General features: G+C 54.6%; 24 protein-coding genes. 12 read left to right on the forward strand and 12 right to left on the reverse strand.

The window, feature by feature from the left end:
• The first annotated feature begins 114 nt into the window (after nucleotides 1–114).
• The 4 genes from ACI0FJ_RS06290 (at nucleotide 115) to ACI0FJ_RS06305 (ending at nucleotide 4,508) form a co-directional block, all read left to right on the forward strand.
• A complete protein-coding gene (locus ACI0FJ_RS06290) occupies nucleotides 115–1,272 on the forward strand; it encodes a pyridoxal phosphate-dependent aminotransferase (RefSeq protein ID WP_424300538.1) in 1,158 nt (385 codons plus the stop codon).
• Nucleotides 1,272–2,189 carry an NAD(P)-dependent oxidoreductase gene (locus tag ACI0FJ_RS06295; protein ID WP_424306506.1) on the forward strand — a complete coding sequence of 306 codons (918 nt, stop codon included), beginning with the start codon at nucleotides 1,272–1,274 and terminating at the stop codon, nucleotides 2,187–2,189. Before ACI0FJ_RS06290 ends, ACI0FJ_RS06295 begins: the two co-directional genes overlap by 1 nt.
• Before the next feature lie 199 nt (nucleotides 2,190–2,388).
• Nucleotides 2,389–3,447 (forward strand): FUSC family protein, encoded by a 1,059-nt coding sequence (locus ACI0FJ_RS06300; protein WP_424300541.1) that lies wholly within the window; start codon nucleotides 2,389–2,391, stop codon nucleotides 3,445–3,447.
• A 407-nt stretch (nucleotides 3,448–3,854) separates the two neighbouring features.
• Complete coding sequence (locus ACI0FJ_RS06305) at nucleotides 3,855–4,508, forward strand: hypothetical protein (protein ID WP_424300544.1); 654 nt, start codon at nucleotides 3,855–3,857, stop codon at nucleotides 4,506–4,508.
• A 214-nt stretch (nucleotides 4,509–4,722) separates the two neighbouring features.
• On the opposite strand, the gene ACI0FJ_RS06310 is transcribed toward ACI0FJ_RS06305, so the two are convergent.
• The 4 genes from ACI0FJ_RS06310 to gcvH all read right to left on the reverse strand — a co-directional run bounded on the left by ACI0FJ_RS06310 (nucleotide 4,723) and on the right by gcvH (nucleotide 9,440).
• A complete protein-coding gene (locus ACI0FJ_RS06310) occupies nucleotides 4,723–6,087 on the reverse strand; it encodes a dihydrolipoyl dehydrogenase family protein (protein ID WP_424300547.1) in 1,365 nt (454 codons plus the stop codon).
• Nucleotides 6,077–7,522, reverse strand: a complete 1,446-nt coding sequence (gcvPB, locus tag ACI0FJ_RS06315) for an aminomethyl-transferring glycine dehydrogenase subunit GcvPB (protein ID WP_424300550.1) — start codon at nucleotides 7,520–7,522, stop codon at nucleotides 6,077–6,079. The genes ACI0FJ_RS06310 and gcvPB overlap by 11 nt, the downstream gene beginning before the upstream one ends.
• Complete coding sequence (gcvPA, locus tag ACI0FJ_RS06320; RefSeq protein WP_424300553.1) at nucleotides 7,519–8,850, reverse strand: aminomethyl-transferring glycine dehydrogenase subunit GcvPA; 1,332 nt, start codon at nucleotides 8,848–8,850, stop codon at nucleotides 7,519–7,521. The genes gcvPB and gcvPA overlap by 4 nt, the downstream gene beginning before the upstream one ends.
• 206 nt (nucleotides 8,851–9,056) lie before the next feature.
• Nucleotides 9,057–9,440: a glycine cleavage system protein GcvH gene (gene gcvH, locus ACI0FJ_RS06325; RefSeq protein WP_424306508.1), complete on the reverse strand. Its 384-nt coding sequence runs from the start codon at nucleotides 9,438–9,440 to the stop codon at nucleotides 9,057–9,059.
• A 266-nt stretch (nucleotides 9,441–9,706) separates the two neighbouring features.
• Here gcvH and ACI0FJ_RS06330 point away from each other — a divergent pair, with 266 nt between their 5' ends.
• The 4 genes from ACI0FJ_RS06330 to ACI0FJ_RS06345 all read left to right on the forward strand — a co-directional run bounded on the left by ACI0FJ_RS06330 (nucleotide 9,707) and on the right by ACI0FJ_RS06345 (nucleotide 12,484).
• Entirely contained in the window at nucleotides 9,707–10,399 is a 693-nt protein-coding gene (locus tag ACI0FJ_RS06330; protein WP_424300556.1) for a class I SAM-dependent methyltransferase, read from the forward strand.
• A gap of 18 nt (nucleotides 10,400–10,417) precedes the next feature.
• Complete coding sequence (gene nikR / locus ACI0FJ_RS06335; RefSeq protein WP_424300559.1) at nucleotides 10,418–10,837, forward strand: nickel-responsive transcriptional regulator NikR; 420 nt, start codon at nucleotides 10,418–10,420, stop codon at nucleotides 10,835–10,837.
• The gene (gene folE2 / locus ACI0FJ_RS06340) at nucleotides 10,838–11,626 is read left to right on the forward strand and encodes a GTP cyclohydrolase FolE2 (RefSeq protein WP_424300562.1); all 789 of its coding nucleotides are present in this window, start codon (nucleotides 10,838–10,840) and stop codon (nucleotides 11,624–11,626) included.
• Nucleotides 11,627–12,136: 510 nt separating this feature from the next.
• On the forward strand, nucleotides 12,137–12,484 hold the full coding sequence (locus ACI0FJ_RS06345) for a flagellar basal body rod protein FlgC (RefSeq protein WP_424300565.1): 348 nt from the start codon (nucleotides 12,137–12,139) through the stop codon (nucleotides 12,482–12,484).
• Between the two features lie 89 nt (nucleotides 12,485–12,573).
• Here ACI0FJ_RS06345 and mltC read toward each other — a convergent pair whose 3' ends face one another.
• Nucleotides 12,574–13,605, reverse strand: a complete 1,032-nt coding sequence (gene mltC, locus ACI0FJ_RS06350) for a membrane-bound lytic murein transglycosylase MltC (protein WP_424300568.1) — start codon at nucleotides 13,603–13,605, stop codon at nucleotides 12,574–12,576.
• A 4-nt stretch (nucleotides 13,606–13,609) separates the two neighbouring features.
• On the opposite strand from mltC, the gene ACI0FJ_RS06355 reads away from it, so the two are divergent.
• A complete protein-coding gene (locus tag ACI0FJ_RS06355; RefSeq protein WP_424300571.1) occupies nucleotides 13,610–13,963 on the forward strand; it encodes a hypothetical protein in 354 nt (117 codons plus the stop codon).
• Between the two features lie 699 nt (nucleotides 13,964–14,662).
• Here ACI0FJ_RS06355 and ACI0FJ_RS06360 read toward each other — a convergent pair.
• Nucleotides 14,663–15,094, reverse strand: coding sequence for a hypothetical protein (locus ACI0FJ_RS06360; protein ID WP_424300574.1), 432 nt, complete (start codon nucleotides 15,092–15,094; stop codon nucleotides 14,663–14,665).
• Between the two features lie 237 nt (nucleotides 15,095–15,331).
• On the reverse strand, nucleotides 15,332–15,949 hold the full coding sequence (locus ACI0FJ_RS06365; RefSeq protein ID WP_424306510.1) for a nitroreductase family protein: 618 nt from the start codon (nucleotides 15,947–15,949) through the stop codon (nucleotides 15,332–15,334).
• Nucleotides 15,950–16,216: 267 nt separating this feature from the next.
• Between ACI0FJ_RS06365 and ACI0FJ_RS06370 the strand changes: the two genes are divergently transcribed.
• The gene (locus tag ACI0FJ_RS06370; protein ID WP_424300577.1) at nucleotides 16,217–17,962 is read left to right on the forward strand and encodes a dipeptidase; all 1,746 of its coding nucleotides are present in this window, start codon (nucleotides 16,217–16,219) and stop codon (nucleotides 17,960–17,962) included.
• Between the two features lie 71 nt (nucleotides 17,963–18,033).
• Here the strand turns inward: ACI0FJ_RS06370 and ACI0FJ_RS06375 are convergent, their stop codons facing one another.
• Complete coding sequence (locus ACI0FJ_RS06375) at nucleotides 18,034–18,273, reverse strand: hypothetical protein (RefSeq protein ID WP_424300579.1); 240 nt, start codon at nucleotides 18,271–18,273, stop codon at nucleotides 18,034–18,036.
• Between the two features lie 281 nt (nucleotides 18,274–18,554).
• On the opposite strand from ACI0FJ_RS06375, the gene ACI0FJ_RS06380 reads away from it, so the two are divergent.
• A complete protein-coding gene (locus tag ACI0FJ_RS06380; RefSeq protein ID WP_424300581.1) occupies nucleotides 18,555–19,520 on the forward strand; it encodes an AEC family transporter in 966 nt (321 codons plus the stop codon).
• Nucleotides 19,521–20,424: 904 nt separating this feature from the next.
• Nucleotides 20,425–22,920 (forward strand): plasma-membrane proton-efflux P-type ATPase, encoded by a 2,496-nt coding sequence (locus ACI0FJ_RS06385; RefSeq protein ID WP_424300584.1) that lies wholly within the window; start codon nucleotides 20,425–20,427, stop codon nucleotides 22,918–22,920.
• 492 nt (nucleotides 22,921–23,412) lie between these two features.
• Here ACI0FJ_RS06385 and ACI0FJ_RS06390 read toward each other — a convergent pair whose 3' ends face one another.
• From ACI0FJ_RS06390 to ACI0FJ_RS06405, 4 genes are read right to left on the reverse strand one after another with little or no spacing between them, the layout of a single operon-like run.
• Nucleotides 23,413–23,820, reverse strand: a complete 408-nt coding sequence (locus ACI0FJ_RS06390) for a response regulator (RefSeq protein WP_424300587.1) — start codon at nucleotides 23,818–23,820, stop codon at nucleotides 23,413–23,415.
• Complete coding sequence (locus ACI0FJ_RS06395) at nucleotides 23,807–24,772, reverse strand: sensor histidine kinase (protein ID WP_424300590.1); 966 nt, start codon at nucleotides 24,770–24,772, stop codon at nucleotides 23,807–23,809. The genes ACI0FJ_RS06390 and ACI0FJ_RS06395 overlap by 14 nt, the downstream gene beginning before the upstream one ends.
• A 2-nt stretch (nucleotides 24,773–24,774) precedes the next feature.
• On the reverse strand, nucleotides 24,775–25,167 hold the full coding sequence (locus tag ACI0FJ_RS06400) for a sigma-54-dependent transcriptional regulator (RefSeq protein ID WP_424300593.1): 393 nt from the start codon (nucleotides 25,165–25,167) through the stop codon (nucleotides 24,775–24,777).
• A 26-nt stretch (nucleotides 25,168–25,193) separates the two neighbouring features.
• Nucleotides 25,194–26,840, reverse strand: a complete 1,647-nt coding sequence (locus tag ACI0FJ_RS06405; protein ID WP_424300596.1) for a sensor histidine kinase — start codon at nucleotides 26,838–26,840, stop codon at nucleotides 25,194–25,196.
• Nucleotides 26,841–26,980: the final 140 nt, after the last annotated feature.

Raw genomic sequence — 26,980 nt, forward strand, 5'->3', positions numbered from 1 at the left:
GCTTCTTCAGGGTATTGTTGCGAAACCCCGGCCTTGCAAGATCCCCCCCCAACAACGTAGATTATCGGATTGGAACACAATAAAAGTCATCATCAGCCTTGTTGGAGAAGCTTTGTGAAACCATCGTGCCGTGCCGAAAGTATAACTCCCTTCATGGTCATGGACGTGCTTGAAGCCGCCCAAAAGCTTGAAGCGCAGGGAGAAAACGTTATTCATCTGGAAATTGGAGAGCCCGATTTCGATACCCCGCAGGCAGTCAAGGATGCAGCCAGGGACGCCATAACCCAGGGGTACACCCATTACACACATAGCCAGGGACTGTACCAACTGCGCGAAGCCATCTGCGCACATTACGGAGAACGCTACGGTGTCGCCATCACACCGGACCAGGTAACCGTCACCTCGGGAACCTCGCCCGCCATGCTTCTGGCCTTTTCCGCCCTGCTTGAACCGGGCGACGAAGTTCTGATGACAGATCCCTGCTACGCCTGCTACCCCAATTTCATTCAATTTGTGAACGGCCATGCCGTTCGTGTACCCGTGGCCGAAGAGGACGGATTCCAACCCACGCTGGAAAACCTCACCGCCCGCATTACGGACCGGACCAGGGCGGTTCTCATCAACTCTCCATCCAACCCCACGGGAACCATTCTCGAGCCGGAACGGCTCAAACAGATTGCGTCCATGGGAATTCCCATCATTTCCGACGAAATCTACCACGGCCTTGTCTACGAAGGGACGGAACACAGCATTCTGGAATTCACCCACAATGCCTTTGTGCTCAATGGTTTTTCCAAGTTCTATGCCATGACAGGCTGGCGCCTGGGCTACCTCATTTCCCCCAAGCCCTACGTGGACTGCATCCGCGCCATGGCCCAGAATCTTTTCATCTGCGCCGGCTCCGTGGCCCAATGGGCGGGTCTTGCCGCGCTGAAGCAAACGGAAGAAGATACCCGGATGATGAAGGAAACATATGCCCGCAGGCGCCGCTACATGCTGGACCGCCTCAAGGGCATGGGCTTCGGCATTGCAGTGGAGCCCACCGGGGCCTTTTATATCATGGCCAATGCCAAGAAATTCACCAACGACTCCTACTCCTTTACCTTTGAGATACTCAACAAGGCCAAGGTCGGGGTCACCCCGGGGATCGATTTCGGCCCCAATGCAGAAGGCTTCATCCGCTTTTCCTACGCCAACTCACTGGAGAACATCACACGGGCAATGGACAGGCTGGAAAAATTTTTAAGCAACTACACTCCCGCAAAGGGTTGATCCCCGCAGCGAGAAAAACATCAATGGAGAATAAAATGGCTGGAACACGAATAGGATGGGTAGGCAGCGGCGTTATGGGCAAATCCATGTGCGCCAACCTGATGAAGGCCGGCCATACGGCCCATGTGTACAACCGGACCCGGTCCAAAACCGCGGAACTGGAAGCGGCAGGTGCCGTGGTCTGTGAAACGCCTGCCGAGGTTGCCCGCAACAGCGACGTAATCTTCACCATTGTGGGATTTCCCGTGGACGTGGAGGAAGTCTACTTTGGTAAAGACGGCATTCTGGATGCTGCGGCAGCCGGAAGCGTGGTGGTGGACATGACCACTTCGGAGCCGAGCCTGGCAAAACGTATTTACGACGCCGCTTCGGGCAAGGGCATTGCCGCTCTGGACGCCCCCGTTTCCGGCGGGGATATCGGCGCACGCGACGCCACTCTCGCCATCATGGTAGGAGGAGAAAAAAAGGACTTTGAAAAAATACTGCCGCTTTTCAAATGCATGGGGAAAAATATCCAGCTGATGGGTGCCCCCGGAGCCGGACAGCACACCAAGATGAGCAATCAGATTCTCATTGCTGGAACCATGATCGGCACGGTGGAGTCGCTTCTGTACGCCTCCAAGGCCGGTCTGGACCTGGACGAGGTCATTGATGTGATCGGTTCGGGCGCTGCGGGTTCCTGGTCTATCAACAACCTGGGACGCCGCATTGCGAAAAACGACTTCAATCCGGGATTTTTCATCAAGCATTTTGTCAAGGACATGGGCATCGCCCTGGCTGAAGCCCGCGCCATGAACCTTGCCTTGCCCGGACTCGCCATGGTCCAGCAGTTTTATATTGCAGCCCAGGCACAAGGACTCGAAAATCTCGGCACGCAAGGACTTTACAAAGTTCTGGCAACCATGAATGCTCTCTAATAACGCTTTGAAGGGATGCTTTGTAAAAAAGCTCCCTATCCCCTCTTTCGATCACATGTCTCCCGGCTCAAGGGCCGGGAGATAAAACAATACTCGTCAGTAGGCTCTCGAATCCCCTCTTGCATTTTTGAGCCGAAAGGGAGAGTAATCCCCCCGCGCTCGTCGCAAGAAATCAAATTTCAGGGAGAATTCAGCCAACATGTCCTTTATGAGTCCCGAGTCCCACAAAGCACACCTGGTGCATGGCCTCAAAACAGGTATAGCGGCTGTCCTCGCCTTTGTTGCCGCAGACATCCTGCAGCTCAAATTCGGCTATTGGGCAGCCCTCTCCGCCGTCATTGTAATGCAGGTCAACGTAGCCGATTCCGTCCGCATGTGCTGGTATCGGCTTTCCGGAACCGCCGTGGGCGCCGCCATGGGTATGCTCTGCATCGTGATCTTTCCGGAAACCCCGGTGATGATCCAGCTTTCACTGTTCATTTCAGTGGCCTTTTGCGCCTACATGACCAAGTACAATACCCGTTACCGCATGGCTGCCATCACGGTTTCCATTGTTCTGCTGGCAAGCATCGGCCAGCCCGACCGGCTCTCCTTCGCCCTTTTCCGCTTTGTGGAAATAGGCGTTGGCGTTACCTGTGCCTTCATCGTCAGCATCACCATCCTTCCCCTGCGCGGCGGCACGGCCCTTCGTGAACGCCTGCGCGACCACTTTGCCGCCTGCGCGGATATGTACGGCAACCTCATGGACCGCTTTTTGTCCATGCAGTCGCACCTTTCCCCATACATTATGGAGCCACTTCACAACGCCATAATCGAAGACCGCAAGCTCTGCCAGAACGTGCTGCACCACGAACGTTTCATCTACCATGAAAACGCCATGCTGCTTGAGCACAAAATCAATACCCTGGAAAAATGCAGCAGCCATCTGCAGGCCATGCTCCATGCCCTCAACGACCATGAGGGCAGCGGCTATTCCATTTTAATGGAAGAAGAACTGCGCAACGTGGCCACGGTAACCATGAAGGTGATGCATGCCATTGCCAGTAATGAAACGCCCGATTGCGCGGAGTTGGAAACAGCCCTGACTGCGGCCGAGGACACACTGACCAAACTGCGCAATGACGGAGCCACCCGCCGATTCTATCTGCAGAAACTCGTACAGTTTTTCACCTTCTATCATGCCGCGCACGGCATGAGCAAAGACGTGCTGCGCTACTGCACCAAGCTGGCTTCTGCCAACACGGAACTGAAAAAATAAATTGGGGTGGGTCATGTCAAAACGACATGGCCCAACATCTTTCCGGCTGAAAGAACACCGCGCTGTGCCCCTGTCCGCCTGTATGTTTCGAACAGGCGGAACAAATAGAAAAAACTATTCCACAGCCTGCATCCATTCCCTCCCTCTCCCCAACCAAAGCCGGAAATCCCCCCTCTCTTGCTCTTTCCATTTCCCATGGAAAACAAAGAAATACTTGCGACTTATTTATTTCCCGTAAAGACCAGCCACCCGGCTGCCGATAAAGAGACTGTAGCGTGCTTCATCCCGTGAAAGGCAGCATAAAAAGTATGAACATAAGCTCGAACTTTACCAGCACGGCAACTGCAAATCTCCAGTTCTCCCAAAGAACGGGGAATTCAGTCAGCCCTGTTTCCCCCGCAAAGCAAATGACGGAGGAACCTGCTGCAAGTCAAAATCCGATCAGTTCCTACACGCGCAAATCTTCCGACGTTACCTTTTACGGTTCCGACAGCGGCATCAACAATTCGCGGTATATTACGGCCCTCAAGGACAGCTTTCAGGTAAAGAACGAATTCCGCAATCGGATGCAGGGCATTCTGGACGTCCATCAGCAGATGGCTGCCAGTGCCAGCTCGTATGCTGAGCTCTACCTGGTGGGACGCAAGGCGGAAGAAGCTACCAAGCGCCTGGGCGACGAGACTGTAGCCAAGTCTGAAAATGAACGGATAGATAAAGACCGCGAGCAGACGGAAAAGGAACAGGAAGAAAAGATTCAGGAAAAGAACACAGCCAAGGCTGATAAAAATTCCCCAACGGAAACAATCACCGAAGCTGTCAACAAGGTGCTCGAAGAAACAGGTACCGCCACCGGAGAGACGACTGGCAGCCTGACAGCCTCGCAAGAAACAGCCCAAACGGAAAGTGCCCGGTCTTCCCTTGCGGACCATCCCCTTATGCAGGCCGCAACCAACGTCTCGGCCGCAGCTTCCATTGAGCAGTATGCGCAGGCCCAACACGTCGCAGACAATAACGCGGCTGCGGCTGGTTCCGCGCCTTCCGGCATTCAGCTCACCGTATAGTTTTTCCCTTCCACTTGTTCCGGCAACACAGCGCTCCTACGCAACGGCCAATTTAAAGGCCACTGTGTCGTCACGCTGAGTTCCCTTGCTCCCTGCTTTTTTAAAGTATCCCGGAAATAGTCCTTGTATTGCCGACCGGCTTCAGGACGGGACACATAAAAAAGGAGAGAATCCCTTGCGAGACTCTCCCCTTTTGCTTTCTGATAATTCGCTGCTATCTCAGTTTCTTTCTTTCGGCATGGCATGCCTCAAGGAGTGCTTCCTCGATGGATGGATGCGGAAAGATGAACTCGTCCAGGTCAGTGCGGCTCCAGCCCTGCATGACCATGACGGTCGCCAGGGTCGTCAGATGGGATACGCCGTATCCCACGCCGGTCACACCGCATACCTTGTTGTTCTTCCAGAAGACCTTGACCATCCCCTGTGTTTCGGCATGCGCCTGGGCAATGGGGTTGGCGGCAATGGGAAAGGTGGATACTTCCGCCTCCACGCCTTCCTTGAGAAGCTCCCGGCTTCCGGCTCCCACACGCATCACTTCGGGCGAACCGTAGATGCAGGAGGGACACGCGGAATCGTCATACGGAGCATCGGCCAGACCGCGCATGTGCTTCACAACATACCGGGCCTGGTGCTCGGCCGCATGGGCCAGCATCAGACGTCCGGTGACGTCGCCGACCGCATACACTCGCTCGGATGCACGCAGATTTTCGTTCACCGTGACCCAACCGGGACCGGTGGTTTCAATTCCGGCCTTTTCCAGCTTCAGGTCCGGGCTGTTGGGCCGACGGCCCACAGCCACCAAGGCCTTGTCCGCCTCGATAACTTCGCCGCTTTCCAGGGTCAGTACAGCGCGACCACCCGAGGTAGCCAGATGCTGGACTTTTTTGCCCAGATGCAGATCCCACTTGCGACGCTTGTACACACGGCCCAGTTCCAGGCCGATTTCAGCATCTTCAAACGGCGCAAGGCGATCCATGGCTTCCACCAGGATGATCTTTGTCCCGAGCCGTGAAAAGAACTGTCCGACTTCAAGGCCGATAACGCCTCCCCCCACGATGATGAGGGTTTCAGGCGCTTCCTTCAAGTCCAGAGCCTGATCGGAATTGAGCACGGCTTGCCCGTCCACTTCCATTCCAGGAAAGGCGAACGGACGGGAACCGGTTGCCAGTACGCAATGCTCAAACGGCAGCAGAATCGGCTTGCCGTTGCAAAGCACTTCAACAGCCCGTCCAGAATCCATGCGGGCTATGCCCTGGTAGAATTCGATTCCGGACTTTTCCAGACGCTGTCCCATGGCTTTCCCCAAGGCGGGCAGCAAGCGCTGCTTGCGCACCTGCAGGGCGGAAAGGTCCACATTGACCTCTCCCGACGCCACGCGCATACGGGACTGGGCTTCCAGAGCCTGTACCGGTTCTGTGGCCCCCAAAAAGAGCTTGGTGGGAATGCAGCCCCAGTTCAGGCAGGTTCCGCCCATGCGGTCCCGCTCCACCAGCGCGACTTTCATCCCCGCCCTGGCTCCTTCCAAGGCAGCGGCGTATCCACCGGGACCACCACCGACGACAACCAGATCAAGCGTCATCTGTAAGCTCCATGGCGCGGGCGGCACGGGTTTCGTCCAGCCGTTTCACGGGCAGGGTCACGGGCGCGGCATGGAGCGCTTCTGGATTGGTGTCGGCAAGAGCCAGTATTTCAATAAGATCGTCCACGAACTTGTCGAGCACTTCCTTGCTCTCGGTTTCCGTGGGTTCAATCATCAGGCATTCCTTGACGATAAGCGGGAAGTAGATGGTGGGAGCGTGGTATCCCTTGTCCAGCAGCGCCTTGGCAATGTCCAACGCACGCACGCCGCACTCGGCCTGTTTACAGGCCGAAGCCACAAACTCGTGCATGCAGATGCGGTTGTACGGAATGTTCAGGTAGTCTTCCAAACGCTTGCGCAGGTAGTTTGCCGAAAGCACGGCGTTTTCCGAGGCACGGCGCAGTCCGTCGCGTCCAAGACGCAGGATGTAGGCGTAGGCCTTGAGAAAGACACCGAAGTTTCCGTAAAACGGCGCCACGTAGCCAATGGACTTGGGGTGGTCGTACGACAGGGCGTACATACCGTCTTCCAGCTTGTGCACGCGGGAGACGGGCAGAAAATCAACAAGCTTTTCGCTTACGCCCACCGGGCCGGAACCGGGACCGCCTCCGCCGTGCGGCGTGGCAAAGGTCTTGTGCAGGTTCAGGTGCACGACGTCGAAGCCCGCATCGCCCACACGCATCTTGCCCATGATGGCATTGAGGTTGGCGCCATCGTAGTACAGCAGCGCGTCCTTCTCGTGCAACAGACGCACGATTTCCGGCAGATGCTTTTCAAACAGTCCCAGGGTGTTGGGGCATGTCATCATCAGAGCGGCCACATCGTCATCCAACGCAGCGGCCAGCGCCTCGGGATCGATCATGCCGTCGTGCGATTCAATGCTCACAACCTCGAACCCGGCCAGAGAAGCCGAAGCGGGGTTGGTTCCATGGGCCGAATCAGGGCAGAGCACCTTGGTCTTCTTGTTGCCTTTGTCCTTGTGGTAGGCGGCAATCAGCATGGCTCCGGTAAGCTCTCCATGCGCCCCGGCCATGGGGTGCAGGGTAAAACCGGCCATACCGGTGAGCTCGCAGAGCAGCTCTTCCATGTGATGCATCACTTCCAGAGCGCCTTGGCACATGCTGCCCGCGCCCTGAAGCTGCGGAAGCATGGGGTGCAGTGCGGCAAAACCTTCCAGCGCGGCAACGCCTTCCATGAATTTGGGGTTGTACTTCATGGTGCAGGAGCCGAGCGGATAGAAGTTGGAGTCCACGCCGTAGTTGCGGTTGGACAGCTCGGTGAAGTGGCGTACCACGTCGAGTTCGGAAAGAGACGGCAGTCCGGCGTCCTTGCCCCGCAGAAGAGACGCATCAATGTATTGCGAAACATCGTTGGACGGCTTTTCGGGCCAGACACCTTCGCGACCGGGCTTGGATTTGGCGAATACGGTTTTCACAGCAGGCCTCCCAGGATTTCGGTCATGATGCCGATGTCTTCACGGGTATTCTTTTCGGTGCAGGCCACCAGCAGGCAGTTGTCCAGGTCCTTGTAATAGCGGCCAAGGGGGAAGCCGGGCACGAATCCACGTTCGGTAAGCCGATCGACCGCATCGAAAGCGGAGATGGGCAGGCGGACGGCAAACTCGTTGGCAAAGGGGCCATCAGTGTAGAGCTCCACGCCCGGCAGAGCGGTCAGACGCTCGGCTGCATAGTGGGCACGCTCAATGCTCAGAGCGGCAGTGCGCTTGAGCCCTTCCTCACCCAGCAGGCACATGTGAATCAATGCCCGCAGGGCGCACAACGCCTGATTGGAACAAATGTTGGATGTGGCCTTCTGACGGCGGATGTGCTGTTCGCGGGCCTGCAGGGTCAACACGTATCCGGTACGTCCGTCCAGATCCAACGTGCGTCCGGCAATGCGTCCCGGGAACTGGCGGATAAGTTTTTTGGTGCAGGTCATGATGCCAAGGTAGGGACCGCCGAAAGACAGCGGCATGCCCAGGGACTGGCCTTCGGCAACGGCGATGTCCGCACCCATTTGCCCGGGTGTTTTGAGCACCGACTGCATGAGCGGATAAACCGACAGAATGGAGAGCGCCTTGACCTCGCGGGCTTTGGCAAACAGGTCGGTGAAATCGTTGACATGGCCGAAGAAGTTGGGGTTCTGCACCACAACAGCGGCTACGTCCTTGTCCAGAGCGGCGATCATGGAGGCCACCGGGGTGACGCCCTGCTCGTGCGGAACCGTCACCAGTTCCAGATTCAGGTTGGACGTATAGGAAGCCAGCATGATCCTGTAGATGGGGCTGACCGCCTCGCTGATGAGAAATTTACGGCGTTTGGTGGCCCGTACGGCCATCATCATGGATTCGAAAAGAGCCGATCCTCCGTCGTAGACACTGGCATTGGCACATTCCATGTCCAACAGACGTGCGACCGAAGTCTGATATTCGAAAATGGCCTGCAGGGTCCCCTGCGAAGCCTCGGGCTGATACGGAGTATACGCGGTGTAGAACTCTCCGCGCCCGCTCAGGGCGTCCACCGCATCAGGTATATAGTGGTCGTAAAATCCCGCACCCAGAAAACTTTTCAGGTCGGTGCGGTTGCGGGAGGCAAGAAACGACAGATGGCGCTTGACGTCCATCTCGCTTTTGCCCTCAGGCAGGTTAAAACTCCGGGGGCGCAGGGATTCGGGGATATCGGCGAACAGGTCGTCGATGGACCTTACTCCGATGGCCTCCAGCATCTCGCCGGTTTCCGAACTCGTGTGCGGGATGTAGGGCATGGATAGAACTCCTTGCTGCATATCCGAACTTCCCCAAAAGGGAAGCTGGCTCGCATGGAAGGTGGAACGTCCCGTCAGAACTCGCAGAAAAGCTGTTCCAGGCGGCACGCGGAAAAACAAAGAGCAGCCAAAGAACAAAGCCGCCGGAGAGCCAATGCGGAACAGTTGCTCACATCAACAGACCGGCGACAGAATATACAGGAAAACTAGTGTGCTTCTTCGTCAACAACATGCTGGTAATCGCCGGCATCCATCAGACCTTCGGGGTCTTCGGACAGCCTGACACGGATCATCCAGCCATCATTGTAGGGATCGTCGTTGACGATACCGGGATTCGCGTCCAGGTCCTCGTTGACAGCAATAACCTCGCCTGACACGGGGCAGTAGATTTCGCTGGCAGCCTTGACCGACTCAACACTTCCCATTTCGTCTCCGGCACTCAGTTCCTGGCCGACTTCGGGCAATTCGACATAAGTCAGATCGCCAAGCTGTTCCTGAGCAAAATGTGTAATGCCTACAACAGCTTCGCCATCTTCGATGCGAATCCATTCGTGTGATTTTGTATACAGCAATTCCTTTGGAATCATCAGGGGCCTCCTCCTTGGAGCGGTTGCTGAAAATAGCTTAAGTTTGAAATCGCCTATCGCCATTAGAACTCTATGTAAAGGGTGTTTTTTGATCAACAGCCTTTACAGGATTTTTTTAGTAAAATGGCCTCTGGAAAGTTGCTTTTTTCGGATTTCAGCTATTTTTCCATACAAGGCACCGTTCGTGCTACGCACTTGATTGTTTCGTAGTCACACTGCTATACTCTGTGAATACAGAGACAAACAACCCCCTCAAAGAACATATCTTTATGAACAAAACGAACGCGGCACTCGCATCAACCGGCACAATGGAAACCCTTGTGTACACCATTGCCGGACATGATTGGCGTCTCATGCGGGACGCCGACCTGGAAACCCTATGGGCCAGGATGACCGATGTGGACAATGCCGAAGACCATATCCCCTATTGGGCCGAAGTATGGCCTGCCAGCCTTTTGCTGGCGCAGCATATCGCAACACAGGGGCCAAAACTTCAGGGCCTTCGCTGCCTGGACGTAGGCTGCGGCCTTGGACTTAGCGCCCTGGTGGCCACGGAAATGGGAGCGCAGGTTACAGCCTTCGACTCCGAATACCCTGCCTTGCGCTATGCCCATTTGAATGCCGAGGAGAACAGGCAGCCCCAACCGCTCTGGCTCCAGATGGATTGGCGCCATCCGGCGCTGACCCAAAACTCCTTCGACCTGATTTGGGGTGGCGACATCGTTTACGAAAAGCGCTTCTTCGAGCCTTTGGAAGCCCTTTTCCGCCACGTACTCGCCCCCGGGGGAAAAGTCTGGCTGTCACAGCCCAAACGCGAAGTAAGTGTTCCGGTATGGGACCGATTCGCCTCGCTGGGCTGGAAGACCGAGGAAATCCTCAGGCAAAACGTCCATGACGGAAACTTGCGGGTAAACGTCAATCTGCGGGAGCTGACACTCCCCAACAAGCTGTCGGGCGCATAATACCCGAAGGAGCAAACCATGGGTAAAACCATCCGTTTTGGCGTGTCCCTGGATTCGGACCTGCTGCAAAAATTCGACGAACTCTGCGAAGAAAGGTGCTATCAGACCCGGAGTGAAGCTATCCGCGACCTGATCCGCAACACCCTGGTACAAAAGGAATGGGAAGACACCGACAATGAACTTGCCGGCACCCTTTCCCTGGTTTACGACCACCACCAGAGCGATCTTGCCCAGCGGCTCACGGAAATCCAACACGACTCACACGATGTGATCCTCTCTTCCCTCCATGTGCATCTGGACCACTACAACTGTTTGGAAGTTATCGTATTGCGCGGGCCGGGCAACGATATTCGCGACCTTGCCCAGCGTTTGATCTCCACCAAGGGGGTCAAGCATGGAAAACTCGGACTGACGACCACGGGACAGGATCTCAAATAGATGAAAGATGTACAAAGCGGTCCCGCGGATGTGGCTCTGGCCATCAACCGCGTGGGCGTGAAGGGACTGCGCACCCCCCTTGTAGTGCGCGACAAGGCCAATGGCGAACAACACACCGTGGCCAGCGTGGACCTCAGCGTAGACCTGCCCGGCGATTTCAAGGGCACCCATATGAGCCGCTTCATCGAAGCCATGGAGCAATGGGAAGGCGGCCTGGATTATACCTCATGCATGTGCCTTATGACCGACATCCGCCAACGCCTGGAAGCGTCGCGCGCGCATGCGGTACTGCGGTTCCCCTATTTTGTCCGCAAAAAAGCCCCCTCCAGCGGCAGCTCCGCCGTCATGCACTACGACTGCACCCTGGAAAGCGATTATTCCGGCCAGAATCTCAATTTCCTGCTCACCGTGGAAATACCGGTTATGACCGTATGCCCTTGCTCCCTGGCCATCAGCGATTTCGGAGCCCACAGCCAGCGGGCCATTGTCCGCATCAGCTGCCGTTCCAGCGGGTTCGTCTGGATAGAAGATCTGGTGGAAGTGGCCGAAACATCAGGCTCGTCGCCGGTCTTTTCCCTGCTCAAACGGGAAGATGAAAAATCGGTTACGGAAACGGCCTTTTCCCACCCCATGTTCGTGGAAGATGTTGTCCGGGCCGCAGCCCAGCAGCTGGACAACCACGAGCGCGTCACCTGGTACAGGGTGGAAGTGGAAAGCCTGGAATCCATCCATAACCACAGCGCCTTTGCCGTTATCAAAAGAGACAAGACTGCCGAATCGCAGACCTGAAAGCATATCTTCAGCCAGATGGATTCCAGAATCTCGAAAGGGCAGGCTGTTCGTAAAGGTGCGAGAGCAAGGCGGGAGAAAAAATCAAGGCCGACGCGTATTCTTCCATACGCGAGGATTTGAGTTTTTAGAACCAACGACGCTATCGCGCCTTTGGCGGCAGCCTGGAATCCGTCCATAACCACAGCGCCTCTGCCGTTATCAAAAGAGACAAGACTACCGACTCGCAGACCTGAAAGCATAGTTTCGTCCAGATGGATTCCAGAATCCCCATGGGCAGGCTGTTCGTAAAGGTGCGAGAGCAAGGCGGGAGAAAAAATCAAGGCCGACGCGTATTCTTTCATACGCGAGGATTTGAGTTTTTCGAACCAACGACGCTATCGTGCCTTTGGCGGCAGCCTGCTCGGCGAGCACCGCATTTGCCCCAGAACTTCGTCCACCAACCTAGTCGGCGAAGCACTATAAAATAGAGGGGTTGACCGGTCTTTACGTACTTCTTATATTAACCCCATGAGAGTCGATACCAGCCTTTCCGCAATGAACGCCTTCGGGGTGTCCGCACAGGTTACGGCAAACAACGTGGCCAATGTGAACACGGACGATTTTCAGGCCTCGCGGACCAATCTGGAAACCGGACCGGACGACAACGGCGTCCGCGTGGCGTCCATCCAAAAGGACACTACACCCGGTTCCCCCCTGCCAGAAACAGGGCCTACTGGTGCCACCCGCACCAGCAATACGGATATCGGACGCGAAATGGTCAACCTCGGCGTTACGCAGCGGGGCTATGAAGCCAACGCAAAAGTAATCCGTACCCAGGATGAAATGGTCGGGTATCTGCTGAACGAAATGATCTGATACCCAAACCTCACCGCCCCAAACAAAACAAGGCCGAAGCGAGTCCACACCGCTTCGGCCTTTTCATTTTATTTTCAGCGTGTTCCCTGTCAGATTCGCACGTACTTTTTCTTTGCCAGCGTCACTTTTTCCAGATAGCGGCGGCTCTCGTCACGGCGGTGCTCGTAGCGCAGTTTGCGGTACACCTCGGCGGGTGAAAGCGAATTGATGACCCGCACGGCCTTGTCCCTATCCGAAGAAAACGTCCGTAGCACATTGCCTGCCCCACCGTTATACGCGCTTATCACACAATATTCCCGCGACGTGGGGTTGCTGATGCGCTTCAGATACTTTGTATCCAGCATATGCAGGTAGGTGCTGCCGTATTGGATGTTGTTGTTGGCATTAAACAGAAACTGGCGCGTGGGCACACCGGATTTTCCGGTCAGATACTTTCGTACGTCTTGCCCCGCAGTGGAAGGCACAATCTGCATAAGCCCAAAAGCCGGGGCCGAACTCACGGCAAAGGGGTTGAAGTCGCTTTCCGTTTGCATGATAGCGTAAACAAGGCTTTTCGATACACCGAACTGCCCGGCCCATTGGGCCACCTGGGTCTTGTACCGGGCCGCACGCACCTCCATGTGGTCCGCCACCATGGCGATACGCACAGAGTACACGGTACGCACACCTTTATCCGTGCTGATGGGTCGCTTTTGCAAACGGTTGTTCACCAGATAGTCGGCATAACGTTCCGCCCGCCACTGCCAGCGTATAAACTTGCCGTCCTGGTCGCGCACCTCACCATACAAATACGGTTCCTCCCCCAACTTCACAGGCTTTGCCGAGTACATGTCCACGGCCTGCGGGTCACCCGGCGTCAGCAAAGTCGTTACCACGGCTTCACGCAGGCTTTTCAAGGGATTGGCCTGGTCCACGGTTTCCACCACAACTTCGCCCTTGTCGAAATTGACAACAGCCCGGCTCTGGTAGTTCTGCGTATATTTGACGTACTTTTTGGGAGTGGCCTTTTCTTCTTCCTTTTTTCCCCATTCGCCGCGCACAGCCTTTTCAAAGGCTGCGAGAATCGCCTTGAATTCCTTTTCAAACGATTTCACGTCCCGGGCGAATCCTTCCGGGTCCATGGCAATGGCTACTGCACGGTGGCCAAGAACATCTGGAGCCGAAGATGGATTGGAAGCAATCCGTACCGTATCGCTTACCGCCTTTTTTATGCAGCCGGTAAGGAGGATGGGAAGAAGGAGAAAGACAAAGAGAAGAAAAAAAGTGCGAGGGGAAAACCTCTTGAAAGAGGTTCTTCCCCTCGCGCTCCCTTTTCCAGAACTTTTTATCCATAAATTCAGTTTGCTGCCCAACAGAATATACTTCCCGAAGATGAAATTTTATCTTGAAATGGCAAGGGCAAAAGAGTGCCGTTGCACCAAGGCCCACAGCCAAAATACTGCGTTCAAACTACCACATCGCCTTTTGAAAGAAAAATGAAAGGCGGAAAGCCGATCACCGACTTCCCGCCTAAAAAAAACGAAATTTTGTAAAAGAACAATCAGCCACCGCATCCGTTCCTCGGCGCCCCCACGCATGAACGGCCTGCCGGGTTCCACGTTTGGCAGTCGTACGGGCACTCCTGTTCCCCCATCCAATTTGGAAAATCCACATCCTTCTTGATAGTGTTGTGACAGTTGTTCTTGCACCGTTTGTTCTCGATAGGCTTCTGTCTGTAGCACTCCTCATAACTCTTGCCTTGGCGCGCACATTTAGAGATGAACCTGCGGTTTTCTTCTGCACAGTTGTCAAAACAGGGTTCAAAAAGATCCAAGCAATAGTCTACGCAATGCGAGCTTCCGGTAGGACAACCGTTTATACATTCAGTCTCTGTCGCCATAGTACCAGAAAACGCAGGTAGCGTCTGCAACACTAAACAAGTGCTGATTAAAAAAACATTTATTTTTTTCATATTCCCCTCGCTGTGATTATGAAAATTCGAACAGGCCCAAACATACTGATAAAACTTTAGCACGTTATGTGCCAATACAATACCTACCTGCAATCACAATATATTCTTTTTTTTCATCCGCATAAAAAAACATTCGACTGCAAATGGAACAGCCTCCGCCTTTGCAACGTAGACGTCGATGCCATCCATAAGCGCGTCTTAAAGCATTTTGTTTTGTAAAAGAACGACTACCAGCCACCGCATCCGTTCATCTTGGCCCCCACGCATGTACGACTTGCCGGGTTCCACTTCTGACAATCGTACGGGCATTCCTGCTCCGCCATCCAGTTGGGATAATCCACTTCCTTCTTGATGGAACGGCAGTTGTTCTTGCACTGTGCGTTCACGATGTACAGCAGGTCGCGGCAATGGGTATACCGTGTGGCGTTATTGGGAAACTGCCGTTCGCTGGCAATGCAGTTGGGGATGAATTCGCGGGCTTCTTCAGCGCACTTGTTGAAGCACGGATCAAAAAGCGAGGAACAATAGTTGTAGCACCCCTGGTCGCCGATGGAACAACCGTCCTGGCATTCACCGTACGTCACCATGGTACCGGCAAACGAAGGTACAGCCAGCAAAGACAAACAAAAACCTACCAGCAACACGTATACTTTACTCATCTTCCCTCCCCTATGGGCACCATCGTAAAATCGACCATAAGCATTATGTATCAATTTATGCACGCGATATGCCAACGACACATCTATCTGAAATCACGACGTTTTCAATATTTTTACCCATAGAGAAAACCGCTCGACTGCAAACATTGTGTACACTCGGCTCCCAAATGCCAACAACGTTATACACAACACACAAATCGCTTGCAGAGAGTGTCTCCAACTTGATGGCTTCCGCCCCTACCCCAAAACAATGTCGTCCAGAGCCTTCCTAGTATGTGTGATGTTTTCCTGTGACTCGGCAGGGTGCCCGACAGCCAGCAGGCAAACCACGCGCAAATCGTCGGGAATGGCAAGCCTGGCCTTGACCTGCTGTTCATTGAACATGCCGACCCAGCACGTACCAAGGCCCATTTGCACTGCCCGAAGCATGAGAAAAGCCACCGAAATGCCTACATTCATGGCGCTGGCTCCAAACCTTGCCATTTCCGGGTCCGCTTCCGCTTTTGCAACGTAGGCGTCAATGCCATCCATGGGGGCGTCTTCGAGCAGCTTGTTTTCCCTGAAAAAAAAGGCACTTGCCTGGGAATCGCGTATGTATCCCTTCAGGTCGGCACAGCAGACGAAAAGAGCAGGGGCCTTGGCCAGCCACGTCTGCCCTTTCGAGGCCTCCTTGCTGCCGAACCACTCTTTGGTTTCAGGGTCGGTTACCACCTTGAAACGCCAAGGCTGCGAATTCAGGCTCGACGGCGCCAGACGCGCAGCTTCGAGCAATTCCAAAATTTCTCCAGGAGCCAAAGCATGGTCTTTAAACGCACGCACACTGTGCCGCATCAAGATAGCCTGTTTTACATCCATAACCACTCTTTTACCTCCAGCATCCGCCTGTACAGGCAATGAAGTGCAAACATGCAGATACCCTCTGCATCCATCCCCAACTTCCCCAAATTGCTTATGCTTCAAACTGTTGCCAAATTACATAATTTTTCACAACTTCTCTACATTTTTCAACAGGATGATAGCGTTAATTTTAAATAAAAGCAGCTCTGTTATACTTAAACGTGGACACAAAGAATGGGGGTATATTATGCCGTAATAAACATGGACACAAAATTGGGGGGTATCATGAAAAAAATCAGTTTTACTTTTGCAGCACTGCTGGCCTTTCTGGTATTCTTTGCGTTTGAAGCCATGGCGTGCACAACCATGATAGTTACGCCCAAAGCCAGTAAGGACGGCTCCATGATGGTAGCCCACTCCGATGACGATGAACTGGGAGACCAGCGGCTTATTTATGTTCCGTCCAAACTGCAGGAAGGACGGCGAAAAGTTTATTCCGACGCCATGCGCTACCCGCGCATCGTCACCCAGAATCGCGGGCCGGGATACGTAACCAAAGGTTACCCGGACACGGTTCCCGTAGCCACCGTGGCCTATGACGATATTTGGAAGATTCTGGGGCGGCAACAGCCAAAATCGTATGCTTATTATGACGGCAACTACGGCATCATGAACGAAAAAAATCTCATGTTTGGCGAATGCACCAACGCCGCCAATTATGAGCCCCGCTACAATGCAAAACCGACCTCGGACAGTCCGCTCCGTATTTTCTACAGCGCCGCGCTCTCCCGCATTGCTCTGGAGAACTGCGAATCAGCACGCGAAGCGATCAAACTCATGGGCGGCCTCATCGACAAATTTGGATACTATGCCACAGGCGAAACCCTGCTGGTAGCCGACCAGAACGAAGCCTGGGTTTTTGAGATGTGCGCCCTGCCGGACAGCAAGTACCACTCCGCCTGGGTAGCCAAGCGTGTTCCGGACGGCGAATTCTTTGTGGCTGCCAACACCTTCCGCATCCGCAAGGTGATCAAAAAAGATCCAGACCATTTTCAGTATTCCAAACTGCTCATTCCCGGCCTGAAAAAGCTCGGTTGGTGGGATGAGGACAAACAGGGCCCCGTGGACTGGCTGCGCGCCGTCAGCCCCGGCGAGTACAACCATCCCTATTACTCGCTGCGCCGCGTCTGGCGTGTGCAGGACAGGGTAAACCCGGACCTGGGCCTGTCCCCATGGGTAAAGGATACCTATTCCACGGACTATCCCTTCTCCATCAAGCCGCGTACCAAAATCGGCCCGCGTGACGTGTTCTCCCTGTACCGCGACCATTACGAAGGCACGCAGTTCGACCTTACCAAAGGCATAGCAGCCGGACCGTATGGCGACCCGCACCGCTTTGTCGGTCCGTACGACGGCAACCAAAACAATGTGGACAAGGACAAGAAATATTATGGCGCGTGGGAACGGGCCGTCTCCGTCTTCTACCAGGGCTACACCTACGTATGCCAAACCCGGCCCTACGCCCCAGAAGCCAGCAAGGGCATCCTTTGGTTCGGCCCGGACGTATCCTACACCACCTGCTTTGTGCCGTTTTTTCCCAAGACGGTGCAGCTTCCCAAGGCGTATCAGACCGGCGACCCGCAAAAATACGATCCGCAGTCGGCCTGGTGGAAGTTCAACCTGCTGGCCAACTGGTCACGGCTCAACTTCCAGCGCATGACACAGGTAGACATCAAGCCCGTACAGGAAGAACTTGAAGCACAGTCCATTCTCGGTCTCATTGCCATGGATCAGAAGATAAAGGGACAGCCCGAGGCCGATGCCATGGAAACAGCCCGAAACTTCAGCTTTGCCAATGCCGCCAGAGTACTCCAGAAGTGGCAGGACCTGACATATACACTGTTTGCCAAGTATTCGGACGGATACATCAATACGCCGGAACAGGAGGAAACCAAAGCCATCGGCTATCCTTCTGACTGGCTGGACAAAACAGGTTACGCGGATGGCCCCGTGACGTACGACATGAAATAGCCGGGGAACAACACAAAAAGACAAAGGGCCGATCGCTCACTGGGCGACCGGCCCCTTTTCTTTTCTGCCTCTTATTCGACGCTTCCAGAACGCCGGAACGTGGGGACCTTGGATCCGCCGGACTTGAAAACTTCGTTGACCGTGTCCGCAGGCACGCCCTGCTGCAACAAAAGCAACGCGAGCAGCCGATTGGTTCTGTTGGTATTGCGCCAGATAACGAGGGGCGCAATAGTTATGCAAATTGCAATGACAACAAAGAATAACCAGAAAAAAAAGCCAATGCCGCCCATCATGCCGACCCCGTACATCATTCCCTCCTCATATTTTGAAGTAAACCGGTTTAGCCCGCACCTTGGACTTACACCACAACAACAAGATACAGTGCGGGATGCCTTATTCCGGGGTTATTTCATACTCCGAGTTGCTGAAAAGTCCATGCAGGCAAAAGAACAGGCTTCTATTTTCATGTTGACATGTTGAAAGCCGAGCGAATAATGGCCACTTTCCGACAGGCCCATTCTCTTCCGGAAAGTGGCAAAAAAATTCTTTTATTGCCTGCCGCTCAATTCACTTCATCTCACTGGATTTATATATGCTTTCTTCATTAATTCTTATTTTGCCAGTATTTCTGGTTATTGCCTTTGGCATCCTGCTGGACATCTTCCGGGTAATCCCGAAGGAAACCGGGTCAATCATTGGTTCCTATGTCTTATATGTCGCCCTTCCCGTGCTGCTGATACACATCCTCTCAAGCGCAACTTCCGACGAAATACTGCACGGCGGTTTCTGGCTCGGCATTTTGAGCGCACAGGTCATCGTCTACATTTTCGGCTATCTGGGAGAATTTCTGTTCGGCACAAAAAAACACGGCCCAGCCGCAGTCATCGGACTGACCACCAGTTGTTCCAATATGGCTTTCCTGGGCCTGCCCGTTGTCGCCAGCCTCATGCCCGGAAATCACGAAGCCCTTGTAGCTGCTGGGCTAGCCGCAATTACTCCGAACGTCGTATCCATCCCCTGCCTTGTACAACTCGAATATCTGAAGACTGCGGACGGCGACCCGAAAAAAACAATCTCCCGGCTCCTCAAATCCATTCTTTTCAACCCGTTTATAATCTCAACCTTTGTTGGATTGTTTTTGGGTCTTAGCGAAATAGGCCTTTGGGAGCCTGTGGACAAAGCCGCCTCCATGGTGGGCAACACCACTGCCCCCTGCATGTTGCTGGCTCTGGGACTGGACCTACGGGCTAAAGTACGCTTGGCCGTTACAGGGGATACATTCAATTTCATCAGATTCGGCACCAGCCTCCTGATGAAACTGGTAATCCACCCGCTACTTGCCTGGGGGCTGCTCTCCCTGATGGGAGTGCACGGCACATGGCTGGCTGTGGGAGTGATAATGAGCGGCACTGCAACCGCACTGATGACCACGGTCATTGCAGATATCTACAGATGTCTTGCCGCTGATGTCGCCACAATAACCGTTGCGAGCAATATTCTGAACCTTGCCACGCTTACTCTTCTGACCGCGATATTGCATGCGCAGGGGCTGCTGTAGCGGGGAAACAGCGTTGCCGCTTTGAAGAACCAGGGACAGTTCGTCCACGTACATGATCAACCCCGAACCAACAGGTTAAGAGCGCGAGCATAATTTATTAACCTTCCGTAATCATTGAACCGCATACGGTTTTATTCATATTCTTTTCAGGGTGTTGATGTGCGCTGCGCACAGCAACACCCTTCCCTTCCAAACTTCATGCACTCGCTCGAGCCGAACAAAAACAAAGCCTGCTTTTCCTCAAAACCGACCATGGCTGAAATCCACCTTTCGCCTTCCAAACGACTCTCTGTGAAATCCGAAAACCGGGAACTGAACGTCGAATCCACGCCTCTGGTCATCGCCTTTCAAAGCAACTGGCGAGAGGGTGGAGTTCTTCCAATTTGGTAGACACTTTTTGACTTGAGCTCTCAAAACACGAAAGCCTACCTCTTTTCATAATTCAAGGACGACATGTATTCGCCCCCAGAATGCCGCCGATGAGTATTATACCAGCCTTCAATGGAATCAAACACGGCGACTTTTCCTTTTTCTCTTGATCGAAACGATGTTTTCCAAAGCAGTACCCAAGGGGAAAAAGTACACGTTGTAATCGAGTCTGCTTGGAAGCACTCTGAGCACCTTCAAAAATATATTAAATCGGGCATTGCCAAATCCGAGTTATTTAAGCATTCTGGAGGAAGATCGGAGAACTTTGAGATACAAGAGTTCGCTGAAGTGGATTGAGTTATCGGCATCATACCGTGCGAGAGTCTGGGCAAAAGCGTGCTGCCGTTTCGACGTCATTGCAGGCACTGTTGCCCTTCCCGTGCAAAATAAACGACAAGCGAGACCGCCCGTGCGCTCGTGACACATGCAGCGCACTGGAATCACTTGCCGAAGAAGCACACAAGGAGAAAAGAGCATGGAGTCGAACCACTCGGATGTTCATGAAGAGGAAAAATTACAGCCCGAGGATATTTTCAAAGAATTTGAAAGTGGTCCTAAGGGGTTGAGTGAACAGGAAGCTGCCAAGCGCCTTGAAAAATATGGTCCCAACGCCTTGGAGGACCACAGGGTCAGCCCGATTGTGAAATTCCTCGGATACTTCTGGGGGCCGATTCCCTGGATGATCGAGGCTGCGGCCATACTGTCCCTGCTTGTCCGCCACTGGGCGGACTTCTGCATCATTGTTTCCCTGCTCATCTTCAATGCCGTGGTCGGCTTTTGGCAAGAGTATCAGGCCGGCAACGCCGTGGACGCGCTCAAGAGCAAGCTTGCGCTGAAAAGCCGGGCCTTGCGCGACGGCTCATGGCAGAGCATCAACGCCCAAAATCTCGTGCCGGGGGATATCATCCGCTTGCGCATGGGGGACATCATCCCCGCCGATGCCAGACTGGTGGAAGGCGATTACCTGAGCGTGGACCAGTCCGCACTGACCGGCGAATCCCTGCCCGTGCAAAAGGAAATCGGCCACCTCGTCTATTCGGGATCGGTGGCCAAGCAGGGGGAGATGGTGGGACTGGTGACGGCAACGGGCGGAGAAACGTTCTTCGGCAAGACGGCCCGGCTCGTCTCCAGCGCAAAGAGTGAGTCCCATTTTCAGAAAGCCGTCATACAGATAGGCGATTACCTGATTTATCTCAGTCTGGGCCTGGTGGCGACGCTTATTGTGGTGCAACTCTTCCGGGGCTCGCCATTCCTCGACCTGGTGCAGTTCGCGCTGATTCTCACCGTGGCCTCCATTCCCGTGGCCATGCCCGCTGTCCTGTCCGTAACCATGGCCGTGGGCGCCCTTGCCCTTTCCAAGGAAAAAGCCATTGTCTCCCGGCTGGAGTCCATCGAGGAAATGGCGGGCATGGACATTCTCTGCTCGGACAAGACCGGCACCCTGACCCAGAACAAGTTGAAACTTGGGGAGCCCATCACCTTCAAGGCAAAGAATGAGGACGATCTCATTCTCGCCGGTTGCCTGGCCTCCAAGGCGGAAAACGAGGACGCCATTGATCTTGCCGTGTTGCAGGGGTTGAAGGACAAAACATCCCTCAATGCCTACTCACAGGAGAAGTTTGTTCCTTTCGACCCGGTGAGCAAACGAACCGAAGCCTGGATCAAGACGGACAGCGGAGATCATTTCAAGGTCAGCAAGGGAGCGCTGCAAGTCATTCTCGACCTCGCCGAAGTGGACGACGATGTGCGCGCCAAGGCTGAAGAGGCGACTCAGGGCTTTGCCGCCAAGGGATACCGCACCATTGGCCTTGCCAGAACCGACGAGGACGAATCCTGGAGCTTTCTGGGGCTCCTGCCTCTGTTCGATCCGCCGCGCGAGGACTCGCGCGAGACCATTATGGAGGCCGGAAAGCACGGCATAAAAGTCAAGATGGTGACCGGAGACAACTTGGCCATTGCCAAGGAAATCTCCGGCCAATTGGACCTGGGACAAAACATCGCAGTGGCCGGAGAATGGCTGAATACCGCAGAAGAGGGGCGGAAAACGTCCAATGACGCCGCCGCAGAAGTGGAAAAAACCGACGGATTCGCCCAGGTTTTTCCGGAGCATAAATACAATATCGTCAAGATGTTGCAATCAAGGCATCATATAGTCGGAATGACCGGTGACGGCGTCAACGACGCGCCCGCCCTGAAACAGGCGGACATGGGCATTGCGGTGAGCGGCGCCACGGATGCGGCCCGCACGGCCGCCGACCTTGTGCTGACGGCTCCGGGCATCTCGGTCATTATCAATGCGGTGGAAGAAGCGCGGCGCATTTTTGAGCGCATGAACAGCTACGCCATTTATCGGATTACGGAGACCATCCGAATCATGATTTTTGTGGTGCTGGCCATGATCGCTTTCAACTTCTATCCCATCACGGCCATCATGATCATCCTCTTGGCGTTCCTGAACGATGTGCCCATCGTGACCATCGCTTATGACCGCACGTGGCTGGATCCGAATCCGGTGCGCTGGAACATGCATCGAGTCATCAGGGTTTCCACCGCCATGGGCCTGACCGGAGTGTTCGGCAGCTTCCTGATGCTCTACCTGGCGCTGAAATGGCTCCATCTCGACATCCCCGAAGTACAAACCTACATTTTCCTGAAGATGGCTGTTTCCGGGCATCTGACCCTCTTCGTCTCGCGCAGCCGGGGCTATTTCTGGAAATCGCCCTATCCCGCGCCCGTTATGATCTGGTCTGCCGTTGGAACCAAAGTGCTCGGAACCATCCTGGCCGCATACGGATTCGGCCTCATCACCCCCATTGGATGGGGAGCAATCGGGCTGGTGTGGGCCTATTCCATCGTCTGGGCCTTTTTGACAGATTACGTCAAGGTGCTCATTTTCCGTCATACGGACGTTGGGGCGTCGCATAACAGATCATTCTTGAGCAGAATACGCCAGTCACTTCATTCCTTGTGAGAGCTGGCGGGGCTGCGTGGGCGTTACAAAGCAAGTAAGGATATCTGAACAACAGTAACGGTGGCGCGCCCTCTGAGAGAGTTCACGCCCCTCTTTCGGCGGCATAAAAAATACAGGGCCCTGTGGATGATCAGCAATGATCCCCCACAGGGCCTTTTTCTTTCTCTGGGCAACCAAGCCCATCGTTGCCCAGCCCTTGCAGGTGAAAACGCGTAACGAAACGAAACTCGCAGGATGCTTTTTTGCCTGACGACTCCGCCCAGGGGCGTCGCCATTGATCTCCACCCGGCTCAGCCAGGAAAAAGGACTCGAACCTTGAAGCAACTGATTAAGAGTCAGCTGTCACCAATGCGTCTGCGCGTGTACGGGAAAACTTCGCCTGAAGCACGCCTTGCAATTTTTACGACAGCCAAAGATATATACCCCACCAAAAGGCCCGGCACGGAATTTCCGCACCGGGCCCCGGGGAGTATTCAGAGATACCCCAGCCATCTATTCAAGGCGCAAGCCACGCTTTTCGCAGGCCAGTTCCAGCATGCGCATCAGTGTTTCGGTTCGGCAGGGCTTCAGCAGGTAATCGAACGCGCCCTGGTTCAAAATATCCACGGCCTCGTCCACGGCGGCGTGGCCGGTCAGCACAATGACTTCCGCATCGCACTTTTTTTCCTGCAGGGCCGCGAGAGTTGCCCGTCCATCCAGACCGGGCAGCTTCATGTCCAGCAGGATGATGTCGAAAGGCCGTTCATCCCCGTCTCCGGACATGGCCTTGGACGCCATATCCAGTGCGGCCTCGCCGCTGGAAGCTCCGGAAACATCAAGCCCCTTGCCGGTGAGCAAACGGACCATGTTGGACAAAAACCTCGGTTCGTCGTCAACCACAAGTATTCTAGGCTTTGCCATGGTGCGAGGCCTCCTTGCCCGCTCCAACGGGCAGTTTCACGGTGAATGCCGCGCCTTGGCCCGGTTCGCTCTGCACGGCAATGCTCCCCCCGAGCTGGTCGATGATGCGCAGACTGATGGACAATCCCAGCCCCGTGCCCTTGCCCGGCGGTTTGGTCGTATAGAACGGATTGAAAATCCGCTCCTGGTCTTCCTTGGAAATACCGCAGCCCGTGTCGCGAACCACGATGCACACCCCGTCCGGAGGGCGCACCCCGGTAATCACCGTAATGGTGCCTTCGCTCCCGATGGCCTGAATGGCGTTGTTCAAAAGGTTGAGTACCACCTGCTTTATCAGGGGCGGATCAGAGTAGATAAGCGGCATGTATCCCGCGCAGGTGGTGATGATTTCAATGGCATGCCGGGACGCTTCCTTTTCCGTAAGCGCCACCATGTCCCGCACAATATGGTTGATGTCCAGAGCCTGCGGCACGGCCTGACGCTTGCGGGCCATATCCAGCATCTTGGCGGTAATGGCTCCGCAGCGGTGTACCTGCTGGTTTATCTCGGACAGAGAATCAGCAAACATCTCCTCGTCGTCCTGCGTGGCGAAACTCAAACCATCCAGCGAATTCTGGAGCAGTTCTGATTCCTGCCCTATAATGGCCAGAGGATTGTTGATTTCATGCGCAATGCCTGCAGCCAGCTCGCCCAGTGCAGCCAGCTTTTGCGACTGCAGCAGCTGTTCGCTCAGCTCCGCCTTTTCCGCAGCCATACGGCGCGACTGCCTATAGACCCACTCCGCCGCCATGGCAGACAGCCCCATGGAAAACAGCACCAAAAATGTATCTGCCAGATGGCCGGTACTCGACGCAGCAATGCTTACTCCCGTAAGCCCAACAAACAGGGGTACGCCCACACGCAAAACCAAGGCCAACCCCTGCCGTGTGGTTCTGGGCCAGGGAATCTGCATAATTACACCCGCCCTTCCCTGTTGAGCCTGCCGTGTTCATGCGCCCTGCGGATACGCTCCAGCAAATCGTCGATCTTAAACGGCTTCATCACATAGTCGTACGCGCCGTTGTTCATGCCCTCTATGCCCGACTGCACGGACCCGTGCCCCGTAAGCATGATGACCTCCACTTCGGGATGTCGCTTCTTGATCTCACGCAGGGTTTCCATGCCGTCCATGCCGGGCATGCGCACGTCCAGGACAACAACATCCATTTCGTGCTCCCGCAGATATTCCAAAGCCTGCGGCCCGCCGCCAACCGCCGCAACTTCAAGATTGCGCATCTGAAACCGCTTGACGAAAAGATCGATAAAATCGCTTTCGTCGTCCACGACCAAAACCTTGATTCTGTCCATGGCATCCTCTCAAAGGAGCTTTGGGGTCACATGGGCAGGCAAATGGTAAAACACGCTCCGCCCCCTTCCACATTATTCGCGGCAATAGTGCCGCCCAGCTTTTCCATAATGCTGTAGCTGATTGCCAACCCCAGTCCGGTACCTTCACCAATCTTCTTGGTGCTGAAAAAAGGATCGAAAACCTTGTTGCACAATTCCGGAGGAATGCCCGGCCCGGTATCGGTAACGGACAGGCACAAATGTTTGTGCTCCTCGTCCCGCCAGGTGTGCAGGTTGATGGTGCCATTGCGGTCGATGGCATCGATGGCGTTTTCCAAAAGATTAAGAACCACCTGTTGCACCTGGGAGGGGTCGGTCTCTATACTTCCCAGTCCCACGGCAAGGTCGGTTTCTATATTGATGTTGCGGTGCAGGGCCTCGTTGCCCAGCAGCATGATGGTCTGTTCCGCCAGGTTGTTCAGATCCACATTCTCCTGCGTGGGGTCCATGCGCTTGGCAAAGCCCAACATGCGGCGCGTGATGTTTCTGGCGCGTTCCACATGCTCGTCTATTTTGTGCAGGGCGGCTTCTATTTCGGTGAAGTTGGTGATCTTTTCCGGGTCTTCCTCGGTCAGCAGGTCACGCGCCCACCCCGCACTTTCGCGAATGAGCGTAAGCGGATTGTTGACCTCGTGCGCGACTCCGGCGGCCATTTTGCCAAGGGCTGCCATTTTGCCGGACTGCATAAGGGTCGCGTCCATTGCGGCCTTCTGCCTGTCCGCAGCCTCGATTTTGGAAACAATGTTGCGGCTGACCGCCCAGCCCCCAAGAAAAATCAAAAGACCGCCCAGCCCGGTAATGCCCAATGCCGTCCATTGGGTGCGCACCAGCGGAGACATTTCCTCACTGGGGTCTTCGGTTATGACCAGGGTCCAGTCCACCTGGCGCAGACGGGCAAATCCGGCCACTATTTTGTCGTTGCCGTGCAGCCATGAAATTTCAGCACTGTCCAGACGTTCCGGGAGGTCGGGGAGATGGGCCTGTTCCAACACCTTGGCCCCGAAGCGGGGAGAAGTCTGCAACACGTTGCCGCGATTGACCAAAAAGGCATCACCCCGCCGTCCCACCTGTACGTTGCGAACCAGAGAGGTGAATACGTCGGAATCAATGGTGGCGCGCAGAATCCAGGAATGGCCCTTTTCCTGACGCCAGACCGCTATGATGAAGTGAGGAAAGTGGCGAAACCCCATGAACACATCGCTGATGTACATCCCCTTGAGCCGCACCTGCCGGAACCAGCGTTCATCCTTGTAGTCCACGCCCTTGAGTTTGTAAGGGCCGGAATAGGACACCTGTTGGCCGGTGGAGTCGATTACGCCCAGGTCAACAATGGACCCTGAATAGGAGCGGATGATTTCGAACAGGTTGTGGAGGTACTCGTCATTGCTCATCTCGTTCCACTTGTGGGTGTAGGCCAGATTCTTGAGTTGGATCACCCGCTCCGTGAGAAACATATCCAGGGCGTCGCGCTTGTTTTCCACGATGGTGGAAAGATTCTCGGCAACGTTGTCGTCAAAGGTCTTGGAGAACTGAAAATATATGAACGACCCAAGGCCGAACAAAGGAATGAGGGAAAAGCCCAGAATTGTGGAAATTATGCGCAGACGGAGTCTGGCGTAATCAGAGGTTTGCATTCCAATTCTCCTTGCCGAGATCTCGCAAAAAATAAGGAAAGATACTCGAAGAAAAGCAAGGAGCGTTCCAGTAAACGCGCAAATCTATTGCGCATGCAAACTTCATAAGCCGTTACAAAACAATAATTTTCAGACGTTGC

The organism is Desulfovibrio sp. 7SRBS1 (assembly GCF_049723905.1).
GTDB lineage: Bacteria > Desulfobacterota > Desulfovibrionia > Desulfovibrionales > Desulfovibrionaceae.